We start from the raw sequence: 26,910 nt of genomic DNA, 5'->3' as shown, positions 1-26,910 counted from the left end.
TCGGGGGTCCCGGCCTACGATGGGTCGGTGGACACCACGCTCGAAGACCTCCCGATCCGTGACGACCTCCGTGGGCAGAGCCCGTACGGAGCTCCGCAGAAGCACGTGCGCGTCCAGCTCAACGTCAACGAGAACACGCATCCCGTACCCGAGGCCGTCGCCGAGGACATCGTCGCCTCGATCCGGCAGGCCCTGACGACCGTGAACCGCTACCCCGACCGCGAGTTCACCGAGCTCCGCGAGTCCCTCGCGGGCTACCTGAACGGTGGACTCTCCGCCGGGCAGCAGCTCACCCCTGCGCACCTGTGGGCGGCGAACGGGTCGAACGAGGTCCTGCAGCAGCTCCTGCAGGCGTTCGGTGGCCCGGGCCGGTCGGTGCTCGGGTTCCCGCCCACGTACTCGATGCACTCGATCCTCGCGTCCGGCACCGGCACGCGCTGGATCCCCGCGCAGCGCGACGACGAGTTCCGCATCGCGCCGGAGACGGTCGTCGCGGCCATCCGGGAGCACCGACCCGACATCGTGTTCCTGTGCGGCCCGAACAACCCGACGGGCACCCCGCTCGACATCGAGACGATCCGCGCGGCCTACGACGCGACGGACGGCATCGTGATGGTGGACGAGGCCTACGCCGAGTTCATGCCCTCGGACGCCCCGAGCGCCGTCACGCTGCTGCCCGGCCGTCCGCGGCTCGTGGTCTCCCGCACGATGAGCAAGGCCTTCGCCTTCGCCGGAGCCCGCGTGGGGTACCTGGCGGCCGACCCCGCCGTGGTCGACGCGCTCCGCCTGGTGCGGCTGCCCTACCACCTGTCCGCGCTGACGCAGGCGGCGGCGGTGGCCGCGCTCCGGCACGCTCCGGCGATGCTGGCGATGGTCGACGACATCAAGCAGCAGCGGGACCGGATGGTCACGGAGCTGCGGGCGATGGGGTACCGCACGTACGAGACCTGGTCGAACTTCGTCCTGTTCGGCGGAGTCGCCGACCCGAACGCGGCGTTCGAGGCCCTGCTCGACCAGGACGTCATCGTGCGCGACCTCGGCATCCCGAACCACCTGCGCGTGAGTGCGGGGACGGAGGAGGAGACCACCGCGTTCCTCGAAGCCATGCGCCGCGTGGCCGCCGTCCAGCCGCCGGTTAGGGTTGACGCATGACCGCCCGCACCGCCTCGATCAGCCGGAGCACGAGCGAGTCGAGCATCGAGCTCTCGCTCGACCTGGACGGCACCGGTTCGTCCGACGTCTCGACGAGCGTGCCCTTCTTCGACCACATGCTGACGGCGTTCAGCAAGCACTCGCTCATCGACCTCCGCGTGCGCTCGACGGGCGACACCGACATCGACGTGCACCACACGGTCGAGGACACGGGCATCGTGCTCGGGCAGGCCCTGAAGCAGGCCCTCGGCGACCGTGCCGGCATCGGCCGCTACGGCGACGCGCTCGTCCCGCTCGACGAAGCCCTGGCCCAGGCCGTGGTGGACGTCTCCGGTCGTCCCTTCCTCGTGCACTCCGGTGAGCCCGAGGGGTTCGAGTTCCACCGGATCGGTGGGCACTTCACCGGTTCGATGGTGCGCCACGTGTTCGAGGCGATCACGTTCAACGCCGGCATCACGGTGCACGTCCGTGTGCTCGGTGGCCGCGACCCGCACCACATCGCCGAGGCCGAGTTCAAGGCCTTCGCGCGCGCGCTGCGCCGCGCCGTCGAGCTCGATCCGCGGGTCGACGGCATCCCGTCCACGAAGGGGAAGCTGTGACCGCGAAGCCGAACGTCGTCGTCCTCGACTACGGATCGGGCAACGTCCACTCGGCTGCCAAGGCGCTCGAGCGCGCCGGCGCCGACGTCACCCTGACCGCCGACAAGCAGGCCGCGCTCCGCGCCGACGGTCTGCTCGTGCCGGGTGTCGGCGCGTTCGCCGCCGTCGTCGACCAGCTCGAGGGCGTCCGCGGCGGCGAGATCGTCGACCACCGTCTGGCCGGCGGGCGACCGGTGCTCGGCATCTGCGTCGGCATGCAGGTCATGTTCGCCCGCGGGGTCGAGCGCGGTGCGGACGTCGAGGGGCTCGGCCAGTGGCCGGGCACGGTCGAGGAGATCCGTGCCGAGGTCCTGCCGCACATGGGCTGGAACACGGTCGAGGCCCCCGAGGACTCCGTGCTCTTCGACGGCCTGCACGACGAACGGTTCTACTTCGTCCACTCGTACGGCGTGACGGACTTCCCGCTCGACGCCTACGGCCCGTTCCGTGCGCCGCGTCTGACCTGGGCCGAGCACGGGCAGCGGTTCGTCGCCGCGGTGGAGAACGGCCCACTGACGGCCACGCAGTTCCACCCGGAGAAGTCGGGGGAGCCGGGCATCCGGCTGCTCCGCAACTGGGTCGACTCGCTCTGACCCGGCCGTCCACCGGGCGGACGACCGCCCGACGGACGCACGCCGCGCCTCCCGGCCGCAACGGCCACCAGAGCCGGACCGGCCGCGCCGCCACGACGGCCGCACCACACCGCATCGAGAACCGACAGGACCATGACCGACCTCACCTCGACCCCGCCCCTCGTCCTGCTGCCCGCCGTCGACGTCGTCGACGGCCAGGCCGTCCGCCTCACGCAGGGCGAGGCCGGCAGCGAGACCTCGTACGGCGACCCCGTCGCCGCGGCCCGCACCTGGCGCGACCAGGGTGCGGAGTGGATCCACCTCGTCGACCTCGACGCGGCGTTCGGGCGCGGTGACAACCGGGCGGTCATCGCGAAGGCGATCCGCGAGGTCGAGGGCGTCTCGGTCGAGCTCTCCGGCGGGATCCGCGACGACGCCTCGCTCGAGGCGGCGCTCGCGACCGGTGCTGCGCGCGTCAACCTCGGCACCGCGGCGCTCGAGAAGCCCGAGTGGGCTGCGCGCGTCATCGGCGAGTACGGCGGGCAGATCGCCGTCGGCCTCGACGTCCGTGGCACCACGCTGGCGAGCCGCGGCTGGACCGAGGACGCCGGGGACCTGTGGGAGGTGCTCGACCGGCTCGAGGCCGCCGGGTGCGCCCGCTACGTGGTGACCGACGTCACGAAGGACGGCACGCTGCAGGGGCCGAACGTCGAGCTCCTGCGCGAGGTCTGCGACCGCACCGACCAGCCCGTGGTGGCCTCGGGCGGCATCTCGACGCTCGAGGACCTCCGAGCGCTGCGCGAGCTGGTGCCGCACGGTCTCGAGGGCGCCATCATCGGCAAGGCGCTGTACTCCGGCGCCTTCACGCTGCCGGCCGCCCTCGACATCGCCTCGGAGTAGGCACCGTGGCGGGCATCTCGAACGGTCGCGGCACCGGGCCCGAGGCACCGGCGTCGGGGGCGCACGACGACGCCCACACCCCGGGCGGTGCCGCGGACTCGGCGGGGAACCCGTGGGCGGGACGGACCTTCGACGCCCACGACGACGCCTACGCCGACGACGACGGCCTGGCGGACCCGGCGCTCGTCGCCGCGATCACCGCCCTGCAGCAGGGCGGGTCGCAGCGCGAGGTCGTCGAGGCCCTGCGTGGCGCACGACTGCTCATCCCGCTCGTGGCCGAGGCCGGTGACGTCGGGCACACTCCCGACGGGAAGCTCGTCGACAAGACCCAGGAGCTGTCGATCGTCACCGTCGCCGGCCCGGACGGGCGCAGCGTCATGCCGGCGTTCACGTCCGCCGAGGCGATGCGGTCCTGGGACGCCGCCGCCCGACCGGTCCCCGCGGACGCACGCCGGGTGGCGATGGCTGCGGCGAGCGAGGAGACGCAGCTCGTGGTGCTGGACCCGACCGCGCCGACCGAGTTCGTGCTCCGTCGACCCGCCGTGTGGGCGATCGGGCAGGACCTGCCGTGGACGCCGTGCTTCGAGGACGCCGAGGTCGGGCAGGCCTTCGCCGCCTCCGTCGTCGACGAGTCCGCCGTCGCACGCGTCGAGCTGTCGCCGGGCGACCCCCTCGGACGCTTCGCCGGTGCCGAGCTGACGGTCGGGCTGGCGCTGCACCCGGGGCTCGACCAGGCTGCCGTCCAGGCGCTCGTCGGCCGGCTGCAGCAGCGGTGGACGGCGGACGCCGTGATCGCGGACCGGGTGGACAGCATGCGCGTGGCGCTGCGACCCGCCTGACGCAGGACCGACCGTGCGGCCGGGAGGCACGGCCCGGCGCCGTCCCGCCCGCTGCGGCCCGTGCGGCGGTGCGACCGGGGCCGCTGGCGCCACGCCGGTACGATGACCGGGTGAGCACGAACCCGACGACCACCCCCGGCTCCGAGCAGACCCCGGTCGGCCCCACCGGTCGGCCCGTCCGGCAGTTCCCGGTGCCCGCGCCGCTCGACGGCCACGGCCCGGCTCGCATCATCGCGCTCTGCAACCAGAAGGGCGGCGTCGGCAAGACCACGACGTCGATCAACCTCGGCGCCGCGCTCGCCGAGTACGGCCGCAGGGTCCTCGCCGTCGACTTCGACCCGCAGGGCGCCCTGTCCGCCGGCCTCGGGGTCCGCACCCACGACGTCCCCACGGTCTACGACCTGCTGATGGGTTCCGTGAAGGACCCGCGCGAGGTCATCCGCCAGACGAACGTGCCGATGCTCGACGTCATCCCCGCGAACATCGACCTGTCCGCCGCCGAGGTCCACCTCGTCAACGAGGTCGCCCGCGAGCAGATCCTGGCGAGCGTCCTCCGCAAGGTGTCGAACGACTACGACCTGATCCTGGTCGACTGCCAGCCGTCCCTCGGCCTGCTGACGGTCAACGCCCTGACGGCAGCACACGGTGTGCTCATCCCGCTCGAGTGCGAGTTCTTCGCGCTGCGTGGCGTGGCGCTGCTCATCGAGACGATCGACAAGGTGCGTGACCGGCTCAACCCGGCGCTGCGGCTCGACGGCATCCTCGCGACCATGTACGACTCGCGGACGCTGCACTCGCGCGAGGTCATGGAGCGCGTGGTGGAGACCTTCGACGACCACGTGCTCGACACGGTCATCAGCCGGACGGTGAAGTTCCCGGACGCGACGGTCTCGGCGCGACCGATCACGCAGACGGCGCCGGAGCACGCCGCGGCGCACGCGTACCGGGCGCTCGCCAGGGAGCTCGTCGAGCGTGGCGCCGTCGCCTGACCCACCGAGGTCGTCGGCCGACCCGACGACGCCGGCCGACCGCAGCGCCGACGGCGGCGCCGTCGACGGCGCACCCGCGGGCACCACGACCGCCCCGGGGTTCCGGGTCCGACTGCGCAACTTCGACGGCCCCTTCGACCTGCTGCTCTCGCTGATCACGAAGCACGAGCTCGACATCACCGAGGTCTCCCTCGGCGCCGTCACCGGCGAGTTCATCCAGTACGTCCGCCAGGCCGAGTCCGCCGACGAGCTCGACGAGGCCAGTGAGTTCCTCGTGGTCGCGGCCACCCTGCTCGACCTGAAGATCGCCGGGCTGCTCCCGCAGGGTGAGCTCGTCGACGCCGAGGACGTGGCGTTGCTGGAGGCCCGCGACCTGCTCTTCGCACGTCTCCTGCAGTACCGGGCGTTCAAGCAGGCCGCGGAGTGGTTCGGGGCACGGTGGCAGCAGGAGTCCCGCCGGCACGTCCGCAAGGTCCGCCTCGAGGAACGGTTCCGCGCCCGCACGCCGGAGCTCGTCTGGACGCTGTCGGTGCAGGACTTCGCCGCGATCGCGACGCTGGCCTTCGCACCGCGGGAGATCCCGACCGTGGGGTTGGACCACCTGCACGCCCCGCTCGTGAGCATCCGGGAGCAGGCCGCGATCGTCGTGTCGATCCTCCGGACCCGCGCCGACGAGGACGTGTCGTTCCGTGAGCTGGTGGCCGGCGTCTCGGAGACGGGTATCGTTGTGGCTCGCTTCCTGGCGATCCTGGAGCTGTACCGGAACGCGTCGATCTCGTTCGAGCAGTTCGAACCGCTGGGGGAGCTGACACTCCGCTGGACCGCCGAGGACTGGTCCGACGAGAGCCTCGCGAACCTGGGAGCCGACTATGACGGATGACACACGTGCCGCCGCGTCGAGTGCCGAGCCCGGGGGAGCGGACGAGGTCGCCGAGGCCCGCGCGGTCGAGCAGGAACTGCACGCCCAGCACACCCCGCACCCGGACCTGCCGGTCGACCGGCAGCTCGAGGCCATCCTGATGATCGCCGACGAGCCCCAGTCGCTCGTGTCGCTCGGTGCCGCGGTGGGCGCGCCGGTGCCCGCCGTCCGACAGGCGATCGAGCGGCTCGTCGCCGACTTCGACGGTGTCGACGGCACCGTCCGTCGCGGCTTCGAGCTCCGCGAGGTCGGCGGCGGCTGGCGCTTCTACGTGCGGCGCGAGCTCGACGACGTCGTCGAGCAGTTCGTCGAGGCCGAGCGGCCGGCACGACTGTCGCAGGCCGCGCTCGAGACCCTCGCGGTCGTCGCCTACAAGCAGCCGATCACCCGGTCGCAGATCGCCTCGATCCGAGCGGTGAACGTCGACGGTGTCGTCCGCACGCTCGTCGCCCGGGGGCTCATCGAGGAGTCGTTCACCGACGCCGAGACCGGGGCCGTCAACTACGTCACGTCCGACCTGCTGCTCCAGCAGCTCGGCATCAACTCGCTCGACGAACTGCCGCTGATCTCGCCTCTGCTGGAGGACGGCGCGGACGGTTTCGGGCACAACGAAGGGATCCCCGATGGCCGCGTTTGAGGACGAACGACGAGGTGGGTCCCGAGGGGGATCCGACGGACGCTCCGGCGGGTACGGTCGCGGTTCCGACCGCTCCGGCTCGGGTCGGTCTGGAGGCGCGGGGCGCGACCGCGCCGCTGGTCCCGGCCGTGCGGACGGCCGGTCCGGTGAGGACCGTGGCGGGTACCGCGGACGCGAGGAGCGTCCGACGGGTGGCGACCGCGGCGGCCACCGCGGGCGTGACGACCGGGCCGGTGGTGACCGTGGCGGGTACCGCGTGCGTGACGACCGTTCGGGTGGCGAGCGTGGTGGGTACCGCGGCGGCTCGGACCAGGGCGGGTACCGCGGGCGTGACGACCGTTCGGGTGGCGAGCGTGGTGGGTACCGCGGCGGCTCGGACCAGGGTGGGTACCGCGGGCGTGACGACCGTTCGGGTGGCGAGCGTGGTGGGTACCGCGGCGGCTCGGACCAGGGCGGCTACCGCGGGCGTGACGACCGGCAGGGTGGCGAGCGTGGTGGGTACCGCGGCGGCTCGGACCAGGGCGGCTACCGCGGGCGCGATGACCGTTCGGGTGGTGAGCGTGGTGGGTACCGCGGGCGCGACGACCGTTCCGGTGCTGACCGTGGCGGGTACCGCGGCAGGGACGAGCGATCCGGTGGTGACCGCGGACGGTTCGTGAGCCGCGACACCGACCAGCGCAGCAACGACCGCGGCGGGTTCGTCCGTCGCGAAGACGACCGCTCCGGCGGGTACCGCGGCCGTGACGACCGGTCCGGTGGCGAGCGTGGTGGGTACCGCGGCCGTGACGACCGGTCCGGTGGCGACCGCGGTGGGTACCGCGGCCGCGATGAACGTCCCGGTGGCGAGCCTGGTGGGTACCGCGGCCGTGACGATCGGTCCGGTGGCGAGCGCGGTGGGTACCGCGGCCGCGAGGACGACCGCCGCGGCGCAGACCGTCGCGACGCCGGTCACCGACCGGACCGCAGCGCCGACCGCCGGGACGACCGCCGGGACGACCGCCGTGACCCAGCGCGCGAGGACCGCCGAACCCCCGACGGCCGACCGAGCACCGTCTGGCACAACGGCCGTCGCTACGTCGGCGGCACGACCACCGCACGCAACGGTGACCGGCCGGGCGCGGGCGCGCGGGGACGCGTGCCGAGCAGCGCGGAGCGCGGGACGACGCCGCGCCCGGAGGGCGCTCGTGACGAGCACGGCGTCCCGGTGGAGGGCACGCCCGAACGTCCGATCATCCCCGACTGGGACGCGACCGAGGCGGGGTCGTCCGCCGGGGGTGCCCCGAGCCTCCAGGCCGACGGCGAGCGTCTGCAGAAGGTGATCGCCGCTGCGGGCATCGCGTCCCGGAGGGTCGCGGAGAACCTGATCGTCGAGGGTCGCGTCACCGTCAACGGTGAGGTCGTCGACGCCCTCGGACGCCGCGTCGACCCCGAGACGGACGCGATCGCGGTGGACGGCGTGCCGGTGCAGGTCGACAGCTCCCGGCGGTACGTGCTGCTCAACAAGCCGGTCGGGATCGTGTCGAGCCTGCAGGACGAGCGCGGTCGACGCGACCTGTCGGAGTTCGTCGACCGGTACGAGGAGCGCCTGTTCAACGTCGGTCGGCTCGACACCGAGACGTCCGGGCTGCTCCTGCTGACGAACGACGGCGACCTGGCACACGTGCTGGCCCACCCGTCGTTCGGCGTGACGAAGACCTACATCGCCAAGGTCGCGGGCAACGTGAACCCGGCGACGGTGCAGCGGCTGCTCGACGGGGTGGAACTCGAGGACGGACCGATCGCCGCGGACAAGGTCCGGCTGCTGGAGTCCGCTCGCGGTGAGTCCCTGGTCGAGATCAGCCTGCACTCGGGGCGCAACCGGATCGTGCGACGCATGCTCGACGCGGTCGACCACCCGGTGCTCGAGCTCGTGCGCCGGTCGTTCGGCCCGCTGCAGCTCGGATCGCTGCCGATCGGCAGGGTGCGCGAGCTGTCCACGGTCGAGCTCGGGGCGCTCCTCCGCATCGCCCGCGACGCGAAGGGTGCTGCACCGGGCGACGCCGACGAGGAGGCTGCCGACTGACGCTCGGTAGGCTGAGGCCCGTGACCGACGCCCCCGCCCCGCTCGCCGAACCGGACATCGACCGGCGGCTGCGCGGACCCGTGCGGGTCGTCGGCGCCGGGCTGCTCGGCGCCTCGATCGGGCTCGCCCTGCGCGAGAAGGGCGTCGACGTCGTGCTCGACGACGTCTCACCGGCCGCGCTGGCGCTCGCCGTCGACTACGGCGCGGGTCGTCGACCGGCCGACGGCGACGAGCCGGAGCTCATCGTGGTCGCGGTCCCGCCGGACGTGGTGGCAGCGGTGGTCGAGCGTGAGCTCGTCGCGTTCCCGCGCGCGGTCGTGACCGACGTCGCGAGCGTGAAGACCGGGCCGCTCGAACGCCTGCGGGCATCGGGCGCCGACGTCAGCAGGTACATCGGGTCGCACCCGATGGCGGGCCGGGAGCGCAGCGGACCGACGGCGGCGCGGGCCGACCTGTTCGTCGGACGCCCGTGGGTGATCGCCGGCCACGACGCCATCTCCTACCAGCGTGCCGCGGTGGTCGAGGACCTCGCCCTCGACGTGGGAGCGACGGTCGTCCCGATGGAGCCGGACTCCCACGACCTCGCCGTCGCGTACGTCTCGCACGCGCCGCAGCTCGTCTCGACCCTGATGGCCGCGCGGCTGCAGGAAGCCCCCGACGGGTCGCTCGACCTGGCGGGCGGCGGTGTCCGCGACGTCACGCGGATCGCCGCCAGCGACCCCGGCCTGTGGGTGCAGATCATCGGGGCGAACGCTGCGAACATCCGGCCGGTGCTGACGGACCTGCGTGACGACCTCGACCGGGTCCTCCGCGCGCTCGACGACCCGGACGGCCAGGGGTCCCCCCGGACGATCGCCGAGACCATCGCCGCCGGCAACCGCGGGGTCGAGCGGCTTCCCGGCAAGCACGGTACGACCAAGCGCTTCGCCCAGGTGGTCGTCCTCGTCGACGACACCCCGGGGCAGATCGCCGCACTCCTGCAGTTCATCGGGGAGATCGGCATCAACCTCGAGGACATGCGCCTCGAGCACTCACCGGGCGCACCGATCGGCATCGTCGAGGTGTCGGTCGTGCCCGAGCAGGAACAGCGACTCGTCGAGGAACTCGAGGGGCGCGGATGGAGGATCGCAGCAGCATGGGCATGAACGACGACACGCACGTCACCCTGGACGAGTCCGGCGTCACCGGGGGACCCGAGGGCCCCGACTCCGGCCTGCCCACCCCGACGCCGCCGGGCGACGGAGCGGCCGGCGGAGCCGACGGCGGCGCGCTCGGCGGGCCGGCCGGCGGCCTGGGCACCCCCGGCGGCGAGCCGGGTTCGACCAGCGCCCCGGTCCCGTCCGGTCTGCCGCAGGGCGCCTTCGTGGCGAAGACCGTCATCGCGGTCGACGGACCCGCGGGCAGCGGCAAGTCGAGCGTCTCGCGCGCCGCGGCCCGTGCGCTGGGCTTCGGGTACCAGGACACCGGTGCCGCCTACCGCGCCCTGGCGTGGCACGCACTGCAGCAGGGCATCGACCTCGACGACCCCGCGGCCGTCGTGGCGAGCTGGGACACCTTCGACTACGCGATCGGCACCGACCCCGACGAGTACTTCGTGCGCGTCGGCGACACCGACGTGACCGACGCGATCCGCACGCCGGAGGTCACCGCAGCGGTCGCGCACATCGCGAAGCTGCCCGAGGTCCGTGAGAAGCTCGTGCAGCTCTTCCGACAGGTCATGCGGAAGGCCGACGCGCAGGGCATCATCACCGAGGGGCGCGACATCACCACGGTCGTCGCACCCGATGCCGAGGTCCGCATCCTGCTGACCGCCGACGAGTCGGTTAGGATGGCTCGGCGGTCGGCAGAGGTCACCACGCAGTCAGCCGCCGAGACCTCCGCCGCACTCGCCCGTCGAGACGCGGCGGACGCGAAGGTCGTCGACTTCATGAACGCCGCCGACGGCGTCACGACGCTCGATTCCACCGACCTCGACTTCGACCAGACCGTCCAGGCGGTCGTCGACCTGGCCCGAGCGGCCACGCACTGACGCACGACCGGGCGCCGCCCGGTCACCACGACCGGGCTGCCCGGTCACCACGGCCGGGGAACCGGCCCGGCCGGCACCGGCCACCGACACCGCGGCTCCGGTCGCACACGAGGAAACCCACCATGGCCCAGCAGGACAGCCACGACAACGACGACTTCCCGGAGTACGACGACGCGCTCGGTGAACGGCTCGCCGGACTCGACGACGCCGAGGCGGACCAGCGTGCGAACGCGCTCCGCGTCGGGCTCGACGAGTACGAGCTCGACGACGAGGACGTCGCGCTCCTCGACGCCGGCGAACTCGGCGAGGACGGCGTCCACTACCTGCCCGCGTACCCGGTGCTCGCGATCGTCGGGCGGCCGAACGTCGGCAAGTCAGCGCTCGTCAACCGCATCATCGGTCGACGCGAGGCCGTCGTGCAGGACGTCCCCGGCGTCACCCGCGACCGCGTGAGCTACAAGGCCGAGTGGAACGACAAGCGCTTCACGCTCGTCGACACCGGCGGGTGGGAGCCCGACGCCCGCGGCATCAACGCCTCGGTCGCCGCCCAGGCCGAGGTCGCGGTCGACCTGGCCGACGCCGTGCTCTTCGTCGTCGACGTCACGGTCGGCATCACCGCCACCGACGAGCACGTCGTGAAGATGCTCCGCGGGACCGACCGTCCGGTCATCGTCGTGGCGAACAAGGCCGACGACGACCGCCGTGACCTCGACGCCTTCGAGCTCTGGAACCTCGGGCTCGGCGAGCCGCACCCCGTCTCGGCGCTGCACGGCCGCGGGGTCGCGGACCTGATGGACCTCATCATCACGACGCTCCCCGACACGTCGGCCGTCGCCAAGCAGGAGGTCGGCGGCCCCCGTCGCGTCGCGATCCTCGGGCGCCCGAACGTCGGCAAGAGCTCGCTGCTGAACAAGGCGGCGGGCGAGGAGCGCGTCGTCGTCAACGACCTCGCGGGCACCACGCGCGACCCGGTGGACGAGCAGATCGAGCTCGGCGGGCGCGTCTGGCGCTTCGTCGACACCGCCGGCATCCGGAAGCGCGTGCACCTGCAGCAGGGCGCGGACTTCTACGCGTCGCTCCGCACGACCGCGGCGCTCGAGAAGGCCGAGGTCGCCGTCGTCGTGCTCGACGTGACCGAGCCGATCTCGACGCAGGACCTGCGCATCATCGACCTGGTCCTCGAGTCCGGTCGGGCACTCGTCCTGGCCTACAACAAGTGGGACCTGCTCGACGACGACCGGCGTCGCTACCTCGAGCGCGAGATCGAGCAGGACCTGGCGCACGTGGCCTGGGCGCCGCGCGTGAACATCTCCGCCCGGACGGGTCGCCACCTCGAGAAGCTCGTCCCGGCGCTCGAGACCGCACTCGAGTCGTGGGACACCCGCATCCCGACCGGCAAGGTCAACGCCTTCATCGCCGAGCTCGTGCAGGAGCACCCGCACCCGGTCCGCGGCGGCAAGCAGCCCCGCATCCTGTTCGGGACGCAGGCGTCGAGCCAGCCGCCGACGTTCGTGCTCTTCACCTCGGCGTTCCTCGACCCGCAGTACCGCCGCTTCATCACGCGTCGTCTGCGCGAGGTGTGGGGCTTCGAGGGGACGCCGATCAACGTCAACATGCGGGTGCGCGAGCGCCGCAAGCGCACGTAGCGGTCGGACGACGACGTGGCACGGCGAGCACGGCGAGGCCCCCTGGCGGGCCTGCTGGCGCTCGCCGTCGTCGTGTCCGGGGTCGGTGCCGCCTGGCTCGTCACCGGTGACGACGACGTCGTGCGGACCGCACGTGCCACCGACCGAGCGTCGACGGCACCGGAGGGAGCCGGACCGCTCGGGGTGTCGAACGCCCTCGGCGCTCCGATCCCCGGTGCCGACCGACGACGACCGGACGTCCCGCGCAGCGTCGAGGACTGGGTCGGCCGGGTCCTGCCCGTCTCCGGCACCGTGGTGCCCCTGGTCGACGGGATCGCCGCGACCGTCCGGATCGAGCGCATCGACGAGTCGTCCGTGGCGGTCCGGATCGACGACCTGTCCTCGCCGCCGGGCACGCGCGCGGTCCGACTCGTCCTGTCGCCGGACGCGATGCCCGACCGCAGCACCCTCGCGCACGCCCCCGGCGTCGTGACGGCCTCCGTCGACGAACACACGTCCGGGGGCTTCTCGCTCATCACCGACGGCTCGTCGCTCCAGGCGGACACCCGTTCCGCGGCCCTGGTGGACGACGAGACCGACGAGGTGCTCGGCGTCGCACTGCTCGTCCCCGCCGACTGAGGGGACCCGCGTCGACCGACGAGGACCGGCCCGCACCTCGGACACGTCCCGGATGCGGCACCATTGACGTGTGCGTCTCCCCGTCCTCGCCGACCGTCTCTGGTGCCGGCTGCACCTGGACCGTCTCGCCGGTGGGCGACAGGCCGACTACGTGATCCGCGAGGACATGCTCGCCCACCCGGACACGGTCCGTTCGTTCCGGTGGATCCGCTGGTTGCTCGTCGCCGAGACCGCGGTCGGACTCGCGGCGATCGTCGTCGCCGTGCTGCTCACCCGTGCGGGGGAGACCGTGGCCTGGGCCGTCTGGTTCCGGGCGACCGTGGTGCTCCTCATCACCCTGACGCTCTACGTGTTCGCGTGGCGGGCGCAGCTCGGCTACTACTGGGCGTACCAGCGCCTCCGGCTCTTCAGCAGGATCTTCCCGGTCGTGACCCTGGTCGTCGCTGCGATCCCCGGGCTCTACCCGTTCTGGATGGTCATCGAGCAGATCCTCTTCTCGCTCCTGATGATCGGCATCGGCGACGTGCTGACGAGCGACCACATGCGCGCGACGTTCCCGAAGCCGGTCCGCACGCCGCGGGAGGACCACTCCACGGACTGACCGACGGCGGTCCCCAGGTCGGCGTGCACCCGTACGATGGTCGGCACGGGGGTGGTGTGTGAAACTCAAGGTGACCATCGCGGGGCCACGAGCAGACCGCGACGTCGTGGTGACGGCGGACGTGACGGCGACCATCGGTTCGCTCGCCGACCGGCTGTCCCGTGGGCGGACGGCGGCCGACGGCGTCCCGCTGACGCTGCGCGTGTGGTTCCCCGACCGACCGCAGCCCCGGCTGCTCAACCCGTCCGCGACGGTGCACGAGTCGTCGCTCCGTTCCGGCTGCCGGGTCGAGGTCGTCGCCGCGACCGACCGCCGCCGGGGCGACGACGTCGAGGACGCCCCCGCGGCCGTGGCGCACGTCGTCTCGGGGCCGGATGCCGGCAACGAGTACACCCTGTCCGAAGGGGTGAACCTGATCGGCCGCGACGCGATGGCCCAGGTCTGGCTCGCCGGGGACGACCTGGTCTCCCGTCGTCACGCCACGGTCACGATCGGCGACACGGTCGAGGTCGTCGACCTGAACTCCGCGAACGGGGTCGAGGTCGACGGTCGGCTCGTCGCGCGGGCGTTCGTCGACCCGGAGACGACGGTCTCGGTCGGTGACACCACGCTGCGCATCCGACCGCTGCCCGCCGCACCGTCCGTGCCGGGCACGGGTACCCCGGCGTCCGCGGTCCCCGAGGTGGACTTCAGCCGCTCGCCCCGCGTCGAGCCAGCGCACCGCGGCCGGCAGTTCACGCTGCCCGAGATTCCGGTCCCGGGGGAGAAGCCCCGGCTGCCGATGATCGCGATCATCGCGCCGATCATCCTCGGCGCGGTCCTGTTCCTCGTCACGAAGCAGCCGTACACGCTGATCTTCATCGCGCTCTCGCCGGTCATCATGATCGGGACGTGGATCGACCAGCGTGTCCAGGCCCGGCGGCGCCGGCGCGACGAACGCCAGCGGTTCGAGGAGTCGCTCGCCGACTCGCGCGAGCGGCTGGCGGCGGCCCGCACGACGGAGATCGCGGCGCGGACGGCCGAGTCGCCCGCCCCGGCCGTCGTGACGGCCGCGATGCGCGACCGCTCGGCGCTGCTGTGGACCCGGAAGCCCGAGCACACCACCTTCCTCGAGGTCCGCTTCGGTGCCGGCACGCAGCCGTCGCGGTCGACCGTCACGCTGCCCTCCAGGAACTCCGGCAGCGTCGACGACTGGAACCGCGCCGAAGCACTCGTCGACGAGTACGCCACGGTCGGGCCGGTGCCCGTGGTGGAGACGTTCGAACGTGCCGGCGCGATCGGTGTCGCCGGCACCGGGCTGGCGGCGGACGACGTCGCACGGTCGCTCGTGGTGCAGCTCGCGGGGCTGCACAGCCCGGCGGACCTCGTGCTCACCGCCTTCGCCGGTGGCACCACCACCGACCAGTGGTCCTGGCTGAAGTGGCTCCCGCACGTCGACTCGCCCTACAGCCCACTGCGGTCCACGGGGCTCGTGCACGACTTCGCCGGCGCCTCGACGCTGCTGGCCGAGCTCGAGGGACTCGTGGCGACCCGCCGTGCAGCCGGCTCGGGCCGTGGTGAGCAGGTCCGGTCGCGCATCGACGAGTCCCGCGCCCTCGACGAGGACCACGGCGAGTCCGTCGACCGCCTGCCCGCGACGCCGGCCGTCGTCGTGCTCGTCACCGCCGAGGCTCCCGCCGACCGTGCCCGTCTCGTCGCCCTGGCCGAGGAGGGCCCGGACCTCGGCGTCCACGTCCTCTGGCTCGCGCCCACGCTGCAGGCACTGCCCGTCGTCTGCCGGACGCACATCGTGCTCGACCGGACGAGCGGGTCTGCCACGGTCGGCTTCGTCCGGTCCGGGCAGTCCGTGGTGCTCGACGAGCTCGACCGGGTGGACAGCATCGAAGCAGCGACCGTCGCCCGTGCGATCGCCCCGATCCAGGACTCCGGCGCGCGGGTCCTCGACGAGACCGACCTGCCGCACAGCGTGGCGTTCGTCGACCTGTACGAGGGCGACGTCGCCGGTGACCCGTCCGCGATCGTCCAACGGTGGTCGAAGAACGACAGCCTGACTGCCGCGTGGTCACCGGGATCCGGGCGCGAGAGCGGCGGCGTCCGTGCCGTCGTCGGTCAGGGACCGAGCGAGCCGCTCGCCCTCGACCTCCGCGCCCACGGCCCGCACGCGCTCGTCGGCGGGACCACGGGCGCCGGCAAGAGCGAGTTCCTGCAGACGTGGATCATGGGCATGGCGACCGAGTACGCGCCGGATCGACTCACGTTCCTGCTCGTCGACTACAAGGGTGGCGCGGCGTTCGCCGAGTGCGTCGGCCTGCCGCACACCGTCGGGCTCGTCACCGACCTCAACCCGCACCTCGTCCGCCGCGCCCTCACCTCGCTGCGGGCCGAGCTCCGGTACCGCGAGCACCTGCTCAACGATCGTGGCGCGAAGGACCTCGTCACGCTCGAGCAGCGCGGTGACCCGGCGGCACCGCCCGTGCTCGTCATCGTGATCGACGAGTTCGCCGCACTCGCCACCGAGATCCCGGAGTTCATCGACGGCGTCATCGACGTCGCGCAGCGCGGTCGGTCCCTCGGACTGCACCTCGTGATGGCGACCCAGCGCCCGAGCGGGGTCATCAAGGACTCCCTCCGGGCGAACACGAACCTCCGCATCGCCCTCCGCGTCGCCGACCCGGTCGACAGCGAGGACGTCCTCGGCGTGGCCGACGCCGCCTTCTTCGACCCGGGCACCCCCGGTCGCGCGGCCGCCAAGATCGGCCCGGGACGCGTGCTGGACTTCCAGACCGCCTACCTCGGTGGTCGCTCCGACGACGTCGTGCACGAGCCGGACGTCGACGTGCAGGACTTTCCCTTCGGCCCCGGCAGCACCTGGCCGAGTCCACCGCGGGCACCGCGCGACTCGACGCGGGCGCGCGACATCGAGCGGCTCGCCGCCACGATCGTCCGCGCGGCGGACCGGCAGGGCCTCGAGGTCCCGCGGAAGCCGTGGCTGGACCAGCTGCCCGATGCAGTCGGCCTGGAGGCACTGCCCGCCTCCGACGGGGCGGCACTGGTGATCGGGACGGTCGACCTACCCGAGTCCCAGCGGCAGACCCCGTTCCGTCTCGACCTCGATGCGGCCGGCAACGTGGCCGTGCTCGGCGCGGGCGGGGCCGGGAAGTCCGCGGCGCTCCGCGCCGTGGCGGTGGCGGCCTCCGCCGCAGCGGACCGGTTCCCGGTCCGGATCACCGGACTGGACTTCGGCGGTGGTGGCCTGCGCATGCTCGAGGCGCTGCCGACGGTGGGCACCGTGATCAGCGGGCCGGACGACGAACGGATCACGCGCCTCCTGGCCGACCTCGAGTCGACGGTCGCCGACCGCTCCGGGCGGTTCGCGGCCGCCCGGGCCGCGAACCTCAGCGAGTACCGCGACGTGACCGGCATCGCCGAACCGCGCATCCTCGTCCTGGTCGACGGCATGGGGGCGTTCCGCAACGAGTACGAGTTCCGCCTCGGCACCCAGCCGGTCTTCGACCAGCTCGTCGCGATCGCGGCGACCGGGCGCGCGCTGGGCGTGCACCTGGTGATGAGTGCGGACCGCATCGCGGCCTTCCCGTCGAACCTGCAGGCCGCGATCGGCGAGCGCATCGTGCTCCGCCTGGCGACCGAGATGGAGTACCACGCGGCCGACGTGCCGGCGGACGTGCTCGAGGACGCCGTGCCCGGCAGGGGACTCGTCGACGAGCACGAGGTCCAGGTGGCGGTGCCCGGTGGCAGCGCCGACCTCGTCGCGCAGGCAGCGGCGGTCGAGGAGCTCGCCGCCGACCTGCTGCGCCGTGGTGTCGCGGAGGCCCCGCCGATCCGCCGACTGCCCGAGGACGTCGATCGAGGCGCGCTGCCGGTCGCCGTGGCCGGGCGACCGACGATCGGCCTCGCGGACGACACCCTCGGCCCGGTGGGCATCCCGACCGACGGCCTCTTCGTGGTCACGGGACCCTTCGGCTCCGGACGCTCGACCACCATGCGGACCGTCCTGCGGTCCGTGCGCGCGACGTGGCCGGACCGACCCGCGCACCTGGTCGTCGGCAGGCGGTCCACGCTGCGCGACGCCACCGACTGGGCGTCGGCGGCGCAGGACGCGACGGACGCCGAGGCCATCGCCTCGCAGCTCGCGACCGCGCTCGAGAGCGGTGCGTCGAGCGGGCCGGACCCGGTGATCGTGATCGAGAACGTCGGTGACTTCGAGGGGCTGCCCGCGGAGAGCCAGGTCGCGCGGCTCATCAAGGCCGCCCGCCGTGCCGGGGTGTTCGTGCTCGCCGAGGCCGACACGGTCACGGCCCCGAACGCGTGGCAACTCTTCGCCGAGCTGAAGACCGCGCGTGCCGGGATCGCCCTGCAACCGGAGGAGACCGACGGGCTCACGCTCTTCCGGACGGCGTTCCCGCGGGTGACCCGGACCGACTTCCCCGTCGGGCGCGGCATCATGGTCGACTCCGGGCGGATCACCCGCGTGCAGGTCGCTCGGGACCCCGAGTCCTCCTGATCGGGGACCCGTTCGTCCCCCTCGAACGGGGGTGTGGACATCGCATGGGTGATTTGTTCCGGACCGGTGTTACCGTTGTCGCGGTCGCCGGAGGGGCTGGCGATCCAGACCACCGTGAAGGGGTGCAACGTGGCCAACATCAACGTCTCCTACCAGGAGCTCAACAGCAACGCCGACCGTCTGCTCGCAGGGCGTGACGAGATCAACGCGACCCTGTCGAAGCTGCAGGCACAGATCGCGTCGCTGACCCAGGCCGGGTTCCAGACGGACCGTTCCTCCGGTGCCTACAACGAGGCGTACAACCGCTTCACGAGCGGCGCGCAGAACACCATCGGCGGGCTCAACGACCTCGCGCAGTTCCTCCGCACGACCGCGCAGACGCTGGGCGACGTCGACCAGCAGCTCGCGTCGCGACTCGGGCGCTGATCGGGACGACCGGACCAGGGACGGCCGGCGCTGCAGGTGCCGGCCGTCTCCTCCGTTGGGGGTAGAGCATGTACGGGGAGATGGCACAGCTCCGGGCGAAGGCCCGTGCGCTGCGCGACGACGCCGACGGGCTGCGGTCACGAGCGAGCGCGCTCGTGGCGCAGGCCGACGGGCTGTCGTCGGCGGGGAAGGCCGCCGACGCCGTGCGTCGTCGAGTCCAGGAGTCGGGCACGGAGCTCGGCAAGAAGGCGCAGCTGCTCGACGAGGCAGCAGACGCACTCGATGCGCACGCCAAGGCAGTCGACGCCGTGAAGGCACAGATCGCGGAAGCCGAACGCATCGCACGTGACCTCTGGAACCAGGCCGCGCACCTGGCGGCGAACGTCGTGAACGCCGTCAAGGACGTCGCGTCGAACGCAGTCAACGGCTTCATGCAGGTGATCGGTGCCGCGGGCTCGGGGGAGCCCGACCATGTCCGTGTCTCCGTCCACGAGCTCGGTGGCCAGCAGGTCTCCGACGGCCAGGTCGCGAGCGCAAGGTCGTTCATCGCGCAGGTGCCGTCACCGCCGCCGTCCGGGTCGAAGGACTGGATCGACGTGCGCGGCGCCGTCATCCGGAACGGCGTCGGATGAGCGGGGCACCGGCGACCGACGTCATCGACTGGGACCTGACCGTCGACGAGCTACGCACCGTCCGTGAGCACCTGCCCGGTCTCGTCCTGCCGTCCTTCGTACCCTCGGGGGCGCAGGACCAGCAGGGCACGGGAGCGCTGGTCGAGCGCGGGGTGCTCACGCGACAGCCCGACGCTGACGCTGAGTCGTGGTCGGATGACCTCGACGCGCCGTTCCTGCTCACGCTCGCACTGCAGAACGCCGGCTCGATCGTCATCCAGGTGAGCGCCTGGGCCCCCGACACGACGTGGGCGCACTCGACCGTCATCGGGGGCGACGCTGCTTCGCACCTCACCGTGCAGGGCGCGCGGTCCGGCGACGGCAGCCGTGCGCACCTACGCGGGACGGTGCTCGACCAGGCGTGGTCGTCACTCGTCGAACTCATCCCGTCGCTCGAGGTCACCGACCCGGCCCGTGGGACGACGACGGTCAGCACGGTTGCCTCGCAAGCGTTGGTCGACGCCATCCAGCGCGGCGACGCCCGGGTGCTCGATGCCGTCGTCGACGAACTGCACGTCCCGACCGATGCGGTCGGCCTGTTCCGTGGCCTGGCCGAGCCCGTGCAGCACGGCTTCCGCGTGAAGGCCTTCACCGCTGACCGTGGCCCGGTCTTCGTCGCTGACTGGTTCGGCACCCGCCGCGGATGGCTGCGGATGAGCGTCGGGATCGACGCGGGAGCGCGTGGCTCGGAGGTCACGCCCGAACTCCTCACTGATGCCGGCACGGTCACCGTGACGGCGCAAACGGACCAGGAGATCCGCACGGATCTGCTCGGGCTCGTCGCTGGACTCATCAGGGATCGAGATGTCTGACGGGATCAAGGTCGACTACGCGGAGATCGATCGCCTGACCACGGGGATCACTGCGCTCAACGCCTTCGCCGGCCCGCTCGTGCCGAAGGTCGGGGCGCTGTCGGTGGACGGGGACCTGCTGGCCTCGGCCATCCTCTCGCCCGGCACCGCACTCGCCGCCGAGGGTGCAGTGATGAGCGCTTCGGCGCAGCTCAGCGTGACGATCGTCTCCACCGAGGCGCTGGTGATCATCACGGCGTCGTTCTCGAAGGTGTACGAGGCGGCCGAGGCAGGGCTTGCTCTCACCGTCGCCGGCTTGCAGGTCGCAGCAGCTGCGACCTGGGCGACCACGACGGATGTCGCTGAGACGGTGGCGCTCGTCACCGGGACCGTCGTCTACGGCACGATCGCCCTCGGAGCGCTCGCCACCGAGGCTGTCAGGAGCGGCGTTGCACTCGACGTCCTGGGCATCGTCACGGTGTCCTTCAGCGAAGCAGCGCTCACCGCGCTGAGGACCGATGGCGACCTGACCCAGCGCACCGCGGTGTTCACCCTGGCGGCGGCTCGGTCCTTCAACAGGAACTTCTCCGCAGCTCTGCCGTGGATGAGTCCCGACATCGTCGCGATGGAGCAAGCCTGGTTGGGCGATCTCCGCACGACGAACACCTACGACGGCCTCCTCAGTACGTTGATCGGGGATGGTCGCCAGTTCGGCTTGTTCGAGGACGGTGTGCCGCGCTTCATCGACGGTGTCCTGTCCGACAGCCAAGTCGATGATCGGCGGCAGCGCGCTCTCGTTGATGGCATCCGTGAGACAGGTCAGCAGTTCACCACCGATGGGGCCGGGAACATCATCCCGACCGACGTCAGCTCGTTGCTCGCGAGTTCGGGTCAGATTGACCGGATGGGCCAAGAAGACTTCGCGAACGTCCGGGTGTTCAAGACGGTTGACGAGAACGGCGTCACTCGCTTCACAGTCCAGATCCCGAGCACACAGAGCTGGAATCCCGAGGCCGGCGACACCCCAAATGATCTGACCTCGGACGTGATTGCGATGCGTCACGGTGACCAGACCGCTCTTTCGCAGGCCGTCATCGAGGCTCTACGGAAGGCAGGGGTCAAGGACGAACCCGTGATGCTGACAGGCTTCAGCCTCGGCGGGATCACGGCTGGTGCGGTCGCCGCGGGTGACAGCGGATACAACATCCAGCAGGTGGTGACCGCTGGTTCCCCGATCGGTGCGATGGACATCCCGTCCGACGTGCACGTGACAGCCCTCGAGTCCACGGCTGATCCGATCGCGGCCTTGGACGGAACGCCGAATCCCAGAGATTGGACGACGCTTCGTGGGGATCCGCCGCTGAAGGCCAACGAACACGACGCGCCGACTGTCGCCACCGCACACGATGCGAATCGATACGCGGTCATGGCCAGCGGTGACCCCTCAGTGAATGACGACCCTGCAATCACGCAGTTTCTCGGAGGGAACGGGAAGACGACAACCGTGACGGATTACCAAGTGCAGAGGAGATCAGAGTGACAGGCGGAAGGGTGCGTACGGGCATCGTCGTCACGATGATGGCGGTCGTGGCGCTGTCTGGTTGCAGTGCACTCCGCACGGCTCCATCCAGCGCACCATCGGTTTCGCTGCAGGATCCCACGGGTGGGCAGTCGCTCGAAGAGGCGCGGAATCAGCTCTCCTCGATCGAGGGGCTGTCCGACGTCTCCATCGAAGAAGAGAAGACCGTGTCCGGGCTCAACGAACACCATGAAGTCTCGATCGCTGCGACGGTCGAGGATGCATCGGCGGCGCCCGCCTTCGTCGACCAACTCGCACAGCTCGGATGGTCCGTCAACGAAGCAGAACCCGACACGGGAGTGTTCATCCGTCTGAGGACGAGTCCGCAGCTCGCCATCGGAGATGTGGCAAAGGAACGGGGCTGGTCAGAAGCCGCCTACACGACTTCGACCGCCGAGTTGAAGCAGCTCGTCCTGCTCTCCCCGAACGAACTCAAGGAACGCTTCGGCCCTTGGCCAGGTGAAGCGCCCTGACAGCGCTTCGCTGGACAGCGCAGCAATCTTGACGAGCGAGCGCAGGAGAGCGAACGCCGGCGTGGGTCGGTGAAGTGCAACAATGCGGGACTGTTCGCCCGTGCAGCGCCCACCTCGTCCGATGCTGGCTCAACGGAGCATCGGTGAACAGTCGAGCGGGAGGGACAGGTACTCGATGCGCGCGCGGTCAAGGAGTACGAGGGCGATGATCGTTACTGCAATCGTCGTTGCCGGCGGTTTCTCGATCTCGCTGAGCGGCTGCTCTTCGTCGAGCGGTCTCAGCCCGCTCGCAGAGGGCGGATCTGTCATCGACATCGATTCAGGATCGCCGTGTTTCGCGCTGCCGGACGACTTCGATGTGCCTCGTGAGTACTGAGTTGACGAGAGCGGAGCAATCGGGCGTTCTCGCTGACGAGCACCGTGGTCGACCCGCGACCCGGACGGCCAGCGGACGTTCCTCGAGGAGTACACCGCATGGCGGACGAGGTGTCCGAGCCTGGTCGATCGTTGCGGTATTGCTGTGTGGTGTGCTCGTCCTGCCGGGCTGTACGCCTGCTTCTGCTGCTCGGGGACAGACTCCTGAAGACGCGAAGGAGTACCTCCGGACGCTCCCGGGCATCGCCGCTGCTGAGGTCTCGGTCGAACAGAGCACCTCGGGGCTCGACGCGTCGAACTCGAACAGGGCATTGATCATCCTGACCCTGGAACCAGAATCCACGAACGAGACGATCACCGATTGGGAGATCGATGCGATCGTCCAGACGGGGTGGTCGGTGCACGCGAGCAGAGAACTCGCGAACGGTGTCGGTATCGGCGTGCGCGGCGCGCCCGACTTGAGCGTGGGGAAGCTCCTGCAGCGGTCCGGTTGGGTCGAGGAAGGAGCCGCCGTCCCCGGCAGGACGTCGGCGATCGTCCCGGCGAGTCTCCTGCGGGAGCGCCTGGGCGAGTGGCCCGCTGCTGCACCGACGGCGATGCAGTGCAGGATGAGCTCGTGTGGAGGCTGATCGCGGCGGGCGTCCTGCTGTCGCTCATCCCTGCGCTCAGCGGGTGCTCGGCGTCTGGCCCGGACGCTGAAGTGGCTGCATCGCGCGAAGCGGTTGCTGCCGAGATCAACGCCCTGCCCAACGTGTCGACTGCAACGGTCGACGAGGAGAAGACCACGGACGGGCTCTCCGCGCACCACCGTATCGCCGTCGACATCTCGGCACCCGACGCGGGGCGCTCGGAGGAGGACGTCGCCGAGCTGATCGACGCGGTCCTTCCCTTGGCCTGGTCCACGCGCGGGCACGAACCCGACGCAGGCGTCGTCCTGCGGATCAGAACGGAGCCGCAACTCGAGATCGGACGGATCGCGCAGGACTCCGGCTGGCGGGACGTCGGGTTCCCGTCGACCCCTGCGCTCGTCGAGAAGATCGGGTACCAGGCGAGCTTCGGACGCCGAACGCTCGACCAGCAGATCGGCACCTGGCCCGTCGACGCAGAAACCACACCGGGCGAGGGCTCGCAGACCAGGGGACAACCAGGGCCAGGCACACCGCAGTGATCGGGAGCATGGTCGGACCATGACGACGAACAGCCTCCCCGGTGGCACCTACGACCTCGGCGACCTCGAGGTCACCCGCTTCGGCTACGGCGCGATGCAGCTCGCCGGCCCGCACGTGTTCGGCCCGCCGGCCGACCGCGACGAGGCCGTCCGGGTGCTGCGCACCGCGGTCGAGCTCGGCATCACCCACATCGACACCGCGGACTTCTACGGACCGCACGTCACGAACGAGATCATCCGCGAAGCCCTGCACCCGTACCCGGAGCAGGTCCACATCGTCACGAAGGTCGGTTCGCGCCGGAACGACAAGGGGCAGTGGCCGCCGGCGCGGAAGCCCGAGCAGCTCGTCGAGGACGTGCACGCGAACCTCGAGCGGCTCGGTCTCGAGCAGCTCGACGTCGTGAACCTCCGTGTCGGCGGATTCGACGCCCCAGAGCCGGGCAGCATCGCACCGCAGTTCGAGGCACTCGCCGAACTGCAGCAGCAGGGCAAGATCCGCCACCTCGGACTGTCGACCGTGACGGGCGCGCAGCTCGTCGAGGCCCTCCGGATCGCGCCCGTGGTCTGCGTGCAGAACATGTACAACGTGGCGCAGCGGGGCGACGACGACCTCGTCGACCTCACGGCGGCCGAGGGCATCGCCTACGTGCCGTACTTCCCGCTCGGCGGATTCTCGCCCATCCAGTCCGAGGCGCTCGACACCGTCGCGCAGCGGTTGGGGGAGTCGCGCCTGTCGGTCGCCCTCGCATGGCTGCTCCAGCGCTCGGACAACATCCTGCTCATCCCGGGTACGTCATCCGTGGAGCACCTGCGGCAGAACGTCGAGGGCGCGGGCATCACGCTGCCGGCGGACGCGATCCGCGAGCTGGACGCGATCGGCGCGGCCTGACCCGAGCGGCGCATGCGGGCGGAGCCGAAGCTGGAGTCGGCACGCACCGACGCCTGCACAACCGGGAGCACGTCGCACCACGGGAATCCCTGGCACGACGTGCTTCCGGTTGTGCGGGAGCACCCCGCACCCCGCACCCCGCACCGCGCAGCCCGCACCCCGCACCCCGCACCCCGCGCCACCGGACGGACCACGGACACGGTCTGCCGGACCCGGCCGGCGTCAGGCCACGGTCGCGAGCGCGAACGGCAGCACGGCCGACGCCCCCGCACGCCGGAGCTCCCGCCCGGCGACGGTGACCGTCCACCGGCTGTCCACCAGGTCGTCGACGAGCAGCACCGGTCCCTGGTGCGACGCCAACGCCGCAGCCAGCTCCGGGTCCACCACGAAGGTGTCCCACACCCCGGCCAGCCGGTAGGCGCTGTTCGTCGCACCGTCGCCGCGGGGCTCCCCGCCGCTCCGTCCGAGGGTCCCGAGGAACTGCAGCCGCCCGATGGACGACAGCGCCTGCGCCAACGACCCGACGAGCTCCGGCCGCGAGCGCGAGGACATCGCCACGACACCGGTCGGCCGCTCGGCCCAGGGCCAGTCCTTCAGGGCGCGGATGCACCCGTCGACCAGCTCGCGGGACACGGGTCCGTCCGGAGTGGTGGCCGAGAACAGCGCCCGGAGCGGCCCGCCCCAGCCGAGATCGGTGAGCCGGGCGACGGCGCGGCCCGGTTCGACGAGCTCGCCGGCCGGGATCCTGCCCTTCACGGGCACGCCGAGCGAGGCCATGCCGGACGGCCACTGCGCGCGCGGCGCGATCTCGACGCCGACCCGGTCGAGCGCGGCAGCCGCACCGGAGGTGTCCGACTCCGAGATCGACGTCGGGTACCAGACACCGGCACAGTTGTCGCAGCGCCCGCAGGGCTCAGCGGACGGGTCGTCCAGGTCCTGCTGCAACAGCTGCATGCGGCACGCCGAGGTGGACTCGTACGCGAGCATCGACGCGGCCTCGGCCTCGCGGGCGGCGGCGACCCGCTCGTACCGGGCGGCGTCGTACTGCCACGGCTGCCCGGTCGAGACCCAGCCGCCGGCGACACGGTGCACGGCGCCGTCGACGTCGAGCACCTTCAGCAGGAGCTCGAGTGTCGATCGCTTGATGTCGACGAGGCCCTCGAGCGCAACGGTCGACATCGCCGTGTCGGTGGAGAGCGCGCCGAGGACGGCGGAGGCGCGGGCCTCGGTCGGCATCGACGCACTCGCGAAGTACTGCCAGATCTCGCGGTCCTCGCGTCCGGGCAGGAGCAGCACGTCGGCGTTGTCGGTCGCACGCCCGGCACGACCGATCTGCTGGTAGTAGGCGACGGGCGACGAGGGAGCGCCGACGTGCACGACGAACCCGAGGTCCGGCTTGTCGAAGCCCATCCCGAGCGCACTCGTCGCGACGAGCGCCTTGAGGTCGTTGCCCTTGAGCTGCTGCTCGAGCTGCTCGCGTTCCTCGGTGTCGGTCCGCCCGGTGTAGGCGCGGACGGCGTACCCGTTCTCGCGCAGGAGTCGGGCGATGTCCTCGGCCCCGGACACGGTCAGCGTGTAGATGATGCCGCTGCCGGGCAGGTCGCCGAGGTGCGCGAGCAGCCACCCGAGGCGCTGCCGGGCGTCCGGCAGCGTCAGGACGCCGAGCCGCAGCGACGCACGCGCCAGCGAACCGCGGATCGTGAACACCGGGGCGTCGGGGCCCGCGGTGAGCTGCTCCGCGACGTCCTCGACCACGCGCTCGTTCGCGGTCGCCGTCGTCGCGAGCACGGGGACACCCTGGGGGAGGGAGCGGATGAGCTCGGCGAGCCGGCGGTAGTCGGGGCGGAAGTCGTGTCCCCAGTCGGAGATGCAGTGCGCTTCGTCGACGACGAGCATGCCCATCCGGGCGATCAGCGTCGGCAGCTGCTCGTCGCGGAAGCGCGGGTTGTTGAGCCGTTCGGGGGAGACGAGGAGCACGTCGACCTCGTCACGCGCGAGGGCCGCCTGCGTGTCCGCCCACTCGTGCGCGTTCGCCGAGTTGATCGACACCGCGCGGACGCCGGCCCGCGCGGCCGCTGCGACCTGGTCGCGCATGAGGGCGAGCAGCGGCGAGACGAGCACGGTCGGGCCGCCGCCACGTCGCCGCAGCAGCAGGGTCGCGAGGAAGTACACGGCCGACTTGCCCCACCCGGTGCGCTGCACCACGAGGGCACGCTGCCGGTGTTCGACGAGCGCCGAGATGGCCTCGAGCTGCCCGGGGTGGAAGACCGCGTCCGGTCGCCCGGTCAGGGCGGCGAGGGCCGCCTGCGCTTCCGCAGCGATCTCGGCGGACGGCGGGGCCGCAGGAGCAGGTGAGCCGACGGACGAACCGACACCGAGACCAGACATGACCCCATGCTGTCAGCACCCGCCGA

At 71.7% G+C, this 26,910-nt stretch carries 25 protein-coding genes; 24 read left to right on the top strand and 1 reads right to left on the bottom strand.

The genetic code is table 11. The annotated features are described in order from the left end of the window. The first annotated feature begins 27 nt into the window (after positions 1 to 27). The 24 genes from ACH0A8_RS13845 to ACH0A8_RS13730 all read left to right on the top strand — a co-directional run bounded on the left by ACH0A8_RS13845 (position 28) and on the right by ACH0A8_RS13730 (position 24,496). Positions 28 to 1,152, top strand: coding sequence for a histidinol-phosphate transaminase (locus ACH0A8_RS13845; RefSeq protein WP_066653311.1), 1,125 nt, complete (start codon positions 28 to 30; stop codon positions 1,150 to 1,152). Beyond that, positions 1,149 to 1,751 carry an imidazoleglycerol-phosphate dehydratase HisB gene (gene hisB / locus ACH0A8_RS13840; RefSeq protein ID WP_066653318.1) on the top strand — a complete coding sequence of 201 codons (603 nt, stop codon included), beginning with the start codon at positions 1,149 to 1,151 and terminating at the stop codon, positions 1,749 to 1,751. The genes ACH0A8_RS13845 and hisB overlap by 4 nt, the downstream gene beginning before the upstream one ends. Then, positions 1,748 to 2,383, top strand: coding sequence for an imidazole glycerol phosphate synthase subunit HisH (hisH, locus tag ACH0A8_RS13835; protein WP_066653320.1), 636 nt, complete (start codon positions 1,748 to 1,750; stop codon positions 2,381 to 2,383). Before hisB ends, hisH begins: the two co-directional genes overlap by 4 nt. Before the next feature lie 132 nt (positions 2,384 to 2,515). Continuing rightward, positions 2,516 to 3,262 (top strand): bifunctional 1-(5-phosphoribosyl)-5-((5-phosphoribosylamino)methylideneamino)imidazole-4-carboxamide isomerase/phosphoribosylanthranilate isomerase PriA, encoded by a 747-nt coding sequence (gene priA, locus ACH0A8_RS13830; protein ID WP_406907387.1) that lies wholly within the window; start codon positions 2,516 to 2,518, stop codon positions 3,260 to 3,262. A gap of 5 nt (positions 3,263 to 3,267) precedes the next feature. Then, entirely contained in the window at positions 3,268 to 4,101 is an 834-nt protein-coding gene (locus ACH0A8_RS13825; RefSeq protein WP_406907386.1) for an SseB family protein, read from the top strand. A 110-nt stretch (positions 4,102 to 4,211) separates the two neighbouring features. Then, positions 4,212 to 5,090 carry a ParA family protein gene (locus tag ACH0A8_RS13820; RefSeq protein WP_066653324.1) on the top strand — a complete coding sequence of 293 codons (879 nt, stop codon included), beginning with the start codon at positions 4,212 to 4,214 and terminating at the stop codon, positions 5,088 to 5,090. Beyond that, positions 5,074 to 5,970, top strand: coding sequence for a segregation and condensation protein A (locus ACH0A8_RS13815; RefSeq protein ID WP_406907385.1), 897 nt, complete (start codon positions 5,074 to 5,076; stop codon positions 5,968 to 5,970). The genes ACH0A8_RS13820 and ACH0A8_RS13815 overlap by 17 nt, the downstream gene beginning before the upstream one ends. After that, positions 5,960 to 6,646 carry an SMC-Scp complex subunit ScpB gene (gene scpB, locus ACH0A8_RS13810; RefSeq protein ID WP_285841128.1) on the top strand — a complete coding sequence of 229 codons (687 nt, stop codon included), beginning with the start codon at positions 5,960 to 5,962 and terminating at the stop codon, positions 6,644 to 6,646. The genes ACH0A8_RS13815 and scpB overlap by 11 nt, the downstream gene beginning before the upstream one ends. A gap of 1,306 nt (positions 6,647 to 7,952) precedes the next feature. Beyond that, positions 7,953 to 8,708, top strand: a complete 756-nt coding sequence (locus ACH0A8_RS13805; protein ID WP_066657976.1) for a pseudouridine synthase — start codon at positions 7,953 to 7,955, stop codon at positions 8,706 to 8,708. Between the two features lie 11 nt (positions 8,709 to 8,719). Continuing rightward, positions 8,720 to 9,853: a prephenate dehydrogenase gene (locus ACH0A8_RS13800; protein WP_374109571.1), complete on the top strand. Its 1,134-nt coding sequence runs from the start codon at positions 8,720 to 8,722 to the stop codon at positions 9,851 to 9,853. A gap of 200 nt (positions 9,854 to 10,053) precedes the next feature. Further along, positions 10,054 to 10,737: a (d)CMP kinase gene (cmk, locus tag ACH0A8_RS13795; RefSeq protein WP_285841182.1), complete on the top strand. Its 684-nt coding sequence runs from the start codon at positions 10,054 to 10,056 to the stop codon at positions 10,735 to 10,737. A gap of 122 nt (positions 10,738 to 10,859) precedes the next feature. Further along, positions 10,860 to 12,383 (top strand): ribosome biogenesis GTPase Der, encoded by a 1,524-nt coding sequence (gene der, locus ACH0A8_RS13790; RefSeq protein ID WP_066653326.1) that lies wholly within the window; start codon positions 10,860 to 10,862, stop codon positions 12,381 to 12,383. 15 nt (positions 12,384 to 12,398) lie between these two features. Further along, positions 12,399 to 13,001: a hypothetical protein gene (locus tag ACH0A8_RS13785; RefSeq protein WP_406907384.1), complete on the top strand. Its 603-nt coding sequence runs from the start codon at positions 12,399 to 12,401 to the stop codon at positions 12,999 to 13,001. Between the two features lie 70 nt (positions 13,002 to 13,071). Next, positions 13,072 to 13,602 carry a hypothetical protein gene (locus tag ACH0A8_RS13780; protein ID WP_066653332.1) on the top strand — a complete coding sequence of 177 codons (531 nt, stop codon included), beginning with the start codon at positions 13,072 to 13,074 and terminating at the stop codon, positions 13,600 to 13,602. Between the two features lie 58 nt (positions 13,603 to 13,660). Beyond that, positions 13,661 to 18,124, top strand: coding sequence for an FtsK/SpoIIIE domain-containing protein (locus ACH0A8_RS13775; protein WP_406907383.1), 4,464 nt, complete (start codon positions 13,661 to 13,663; stop codon positions 18,122 to 18,124). 129 nt (positions 18,125 to 18,253) lie between these two features. Next, on the top strand, positions 18,254 to 18,550 hold the full coding sequence (locus ACH0A8_RS13770; RefSeq protein ID WP_058728075.1) for a WXG100 family type VII secretion target: 297 nt from the start codon (positions 18,254 to 18,256) through the stop codon (positions 18,548 to 18,550). Between the two features lie 80 nt (positions 18,551 to 18,630). Beyond that, the gene (locus tag ACH0A8_RS13765; RefSeq protein ID WP_406907382.1) at positions 18,631 to 19,182 is read left to right on the top strand and encodes a hypothetical protein; all 552 of its coding nucleotides are present in this window, start codon (positions 18,631 to 18,633) and stop codon (positions 19,180 to 19,182) included. Next, entirely contained in the window at positions 19,179 to 20,033 is an 855-nt protein-coding gene (locus tag ACH0A8_RS13760; protein ID WP_406907381.1) for a hypothetical protein, read from the top strand. Before ACH0A8_RS13765 ends, ACH0A8_RS13760 begins: the two co-directional genes overlap by 4 nt. After that, the gene (locus tag ACH0A8_RS13755) at positions 20,026 to 21,552 is read left to right on the top strand and encodes a hypothetical protein (protein WP_066653361.1); all 1,527 of its coding nucleotides are present in this window, start codon (positions 20,026 to 20,028) and stop codon (positions 21,550 to 21,552) included. The genes ACH0A8_RS13760 and ACH0A8_RS13755 overlap by 8 nt, the downstream gene beginning before the upstream one ends. Positions 21,553 to 21,563: 11 nt before the next feature. Next, positions 21,564 to 22,064, top strand: a complete 501-nt coding sequence (locus ACH0A8_RS13750; RefSeq protein ID WP_066653364.1) for a hypothetical protein — start codon at positions 21,564 to 21,566, stop codon at positions 22,062 to 22,064. A gap of 205 nt (positions 22,065 to 22,269) precedes the next feature. Beyond that, on the top strand, positions 22,270 to 22,440 hold the full coding sequence (locus ACH0A8_RS13745; protein WP_158407737.1) for a hypothetical protein: 171 nt from the start codon (positions 22,270 to 22,272) through the stop codon (positions 22,438 to 22,440). Between the two features lie 151 nt (positions 22,441 to 22,591). Next, on the top strand, positions 22,592 to 23,068 hold the full coding sequence (locus tag ACH0A8_RS13740; protein WP_271826472.1) for a hypothetical protein: 477 nt from the start codon (positions 22,592 to 22,594) through the stop codon (positions 23,066 to 23,068). After that, entirely contained in the window at positions 23,011 to 23,607 is a 597-nt protein-coding gene (locus ACH0A8_RS13735) for a hypothetical protein (RefSeq protein WP_144411263.1), read from the top strand. Before ACH0A8_RS13740 ends, ACH0A8_RS13735 begins: the two co-directional genes overlap by 58 nt. 19 nt (positions 23,608 to 23,626) lie before the next feature. Then, positions 23,627 to 24,496: an oxidoreductase gene (locus ACH0A8_RS13730; RefSeq protein ID WP_271826470.1), complete on the top strand. Its 870-nt coding sequence runs from the start codon at positions 23,627 to 23,629 to the stop codon at positions 24,494 to 24,496. Positions 24,497 to 24,718: 222 nt separating this feature from the next. Here the strand turns inward: ACH0A8_RS13730 and ACH0A8_RS13725 are convergent, their stop codons facing one another. Continuing rightward, the gene (locus tag ACH0A8_RS13725; RefSeq protein ID WP_251160839.1) at positions 24,719 to 26,884 is read right to left on the bottom strand and encodes an ATP-dependent DNA helicase RecQ; all 2,166 of its coding nucleotides are present in this window, start codon (positions 26,882 to 26,884) and stop codon (positions 24,719 to 24,721) included. Positions 26,885 to 26,910 lie beyond the last annotated feature (26 nt).

Source organism: Curtobacterium sp. 179-B 9B NHS (genome assembly GCF_045370965.1).
In the GTDB taxonomy this organism is placed as follows: Bacteria; Actinomycetota; Actinomycetes; order Actinomycetales; family Microbacteriaceae; genus Curtobacterium.
The sequence above is the reverse complement of the archived record's forward strand: the minus strand, read 5'-3'. Positions and strand labels throughout refer to the sequence as shown.

Excerpts from the sequence above, each read along its gene's own strand:
- ACH0A8_RS13725 (WP_251160839.1), bottom strand. The coding sequence starts at position 26,884 with ATGTCTGGTCTCGGTGTCGGTTCGTCCGTCGGCTCACCTGCTCCTGCG.
- ACH0A8_RS13745 (WP_158407737.1), top strand. The coding sequence starts at position 22,270 with ATGATCGTTACTGCAATCGTCGTTGCCGGCGGTTTCTCGATCTCGCTG.
- ACH0A8_RS13755 (WP_066653361.1), top strand. The coding sequence starts at position 20,026 with ATGTCTGACGGGATCAAGGTCGACTACGCGGAGATCGATCGCCTGACC.
- scpB (WP_285841128.1), top strand. The coding sequence starts at position 5,960 with ATGACGGATGACACACGTGCCGCCGCGTCGAGTGCCGAGCCCGGGGGA.
- ACH0A8_RS13765 (WP_406907382.1), top strand. The coding sequence starts at position 18,631 with ATGGCACAGCTCCGGGCGAAGGCCCGTGCGCTGCGCGACGACGCCGAC.
- priA (WP_406907387.1), top strand. The coding sequence starts at position 2,516 with ATGACCGACCTCACCTCGACCCCGCCCCTCGTCCTGCTGCCCGCCGTC.
- ACH0A8_RS13760 (WP_406907381.1), top strand. The coding sequence starts at position 19,179 with ATGAGCGGGGCACCGGCGACCGACGTCATCGACTGGGACCTGACCGTC.
- der (WP_066653326.1), top strand. The coding sequence starts at position 10,860 with ATGGCCCAGCAGGACAGCCACGACAACGACGACTTCCCGGAGTACGAC.
- hisB (WP_066653318.1), top strand. The coding sequence starts at position 1,149 with ATGACCGCCCGCACCGCCTCGATCAGCCGGAGCACGAGCGAGTCGAGC.
- ACH0A8_RS13730 (WP_271826470.1), top strand. The coding sequence starts at position 23,627 with ATGACGACGAACAGCCTCCCCGGTGGCACCTACGACCTCGGCGACCTC.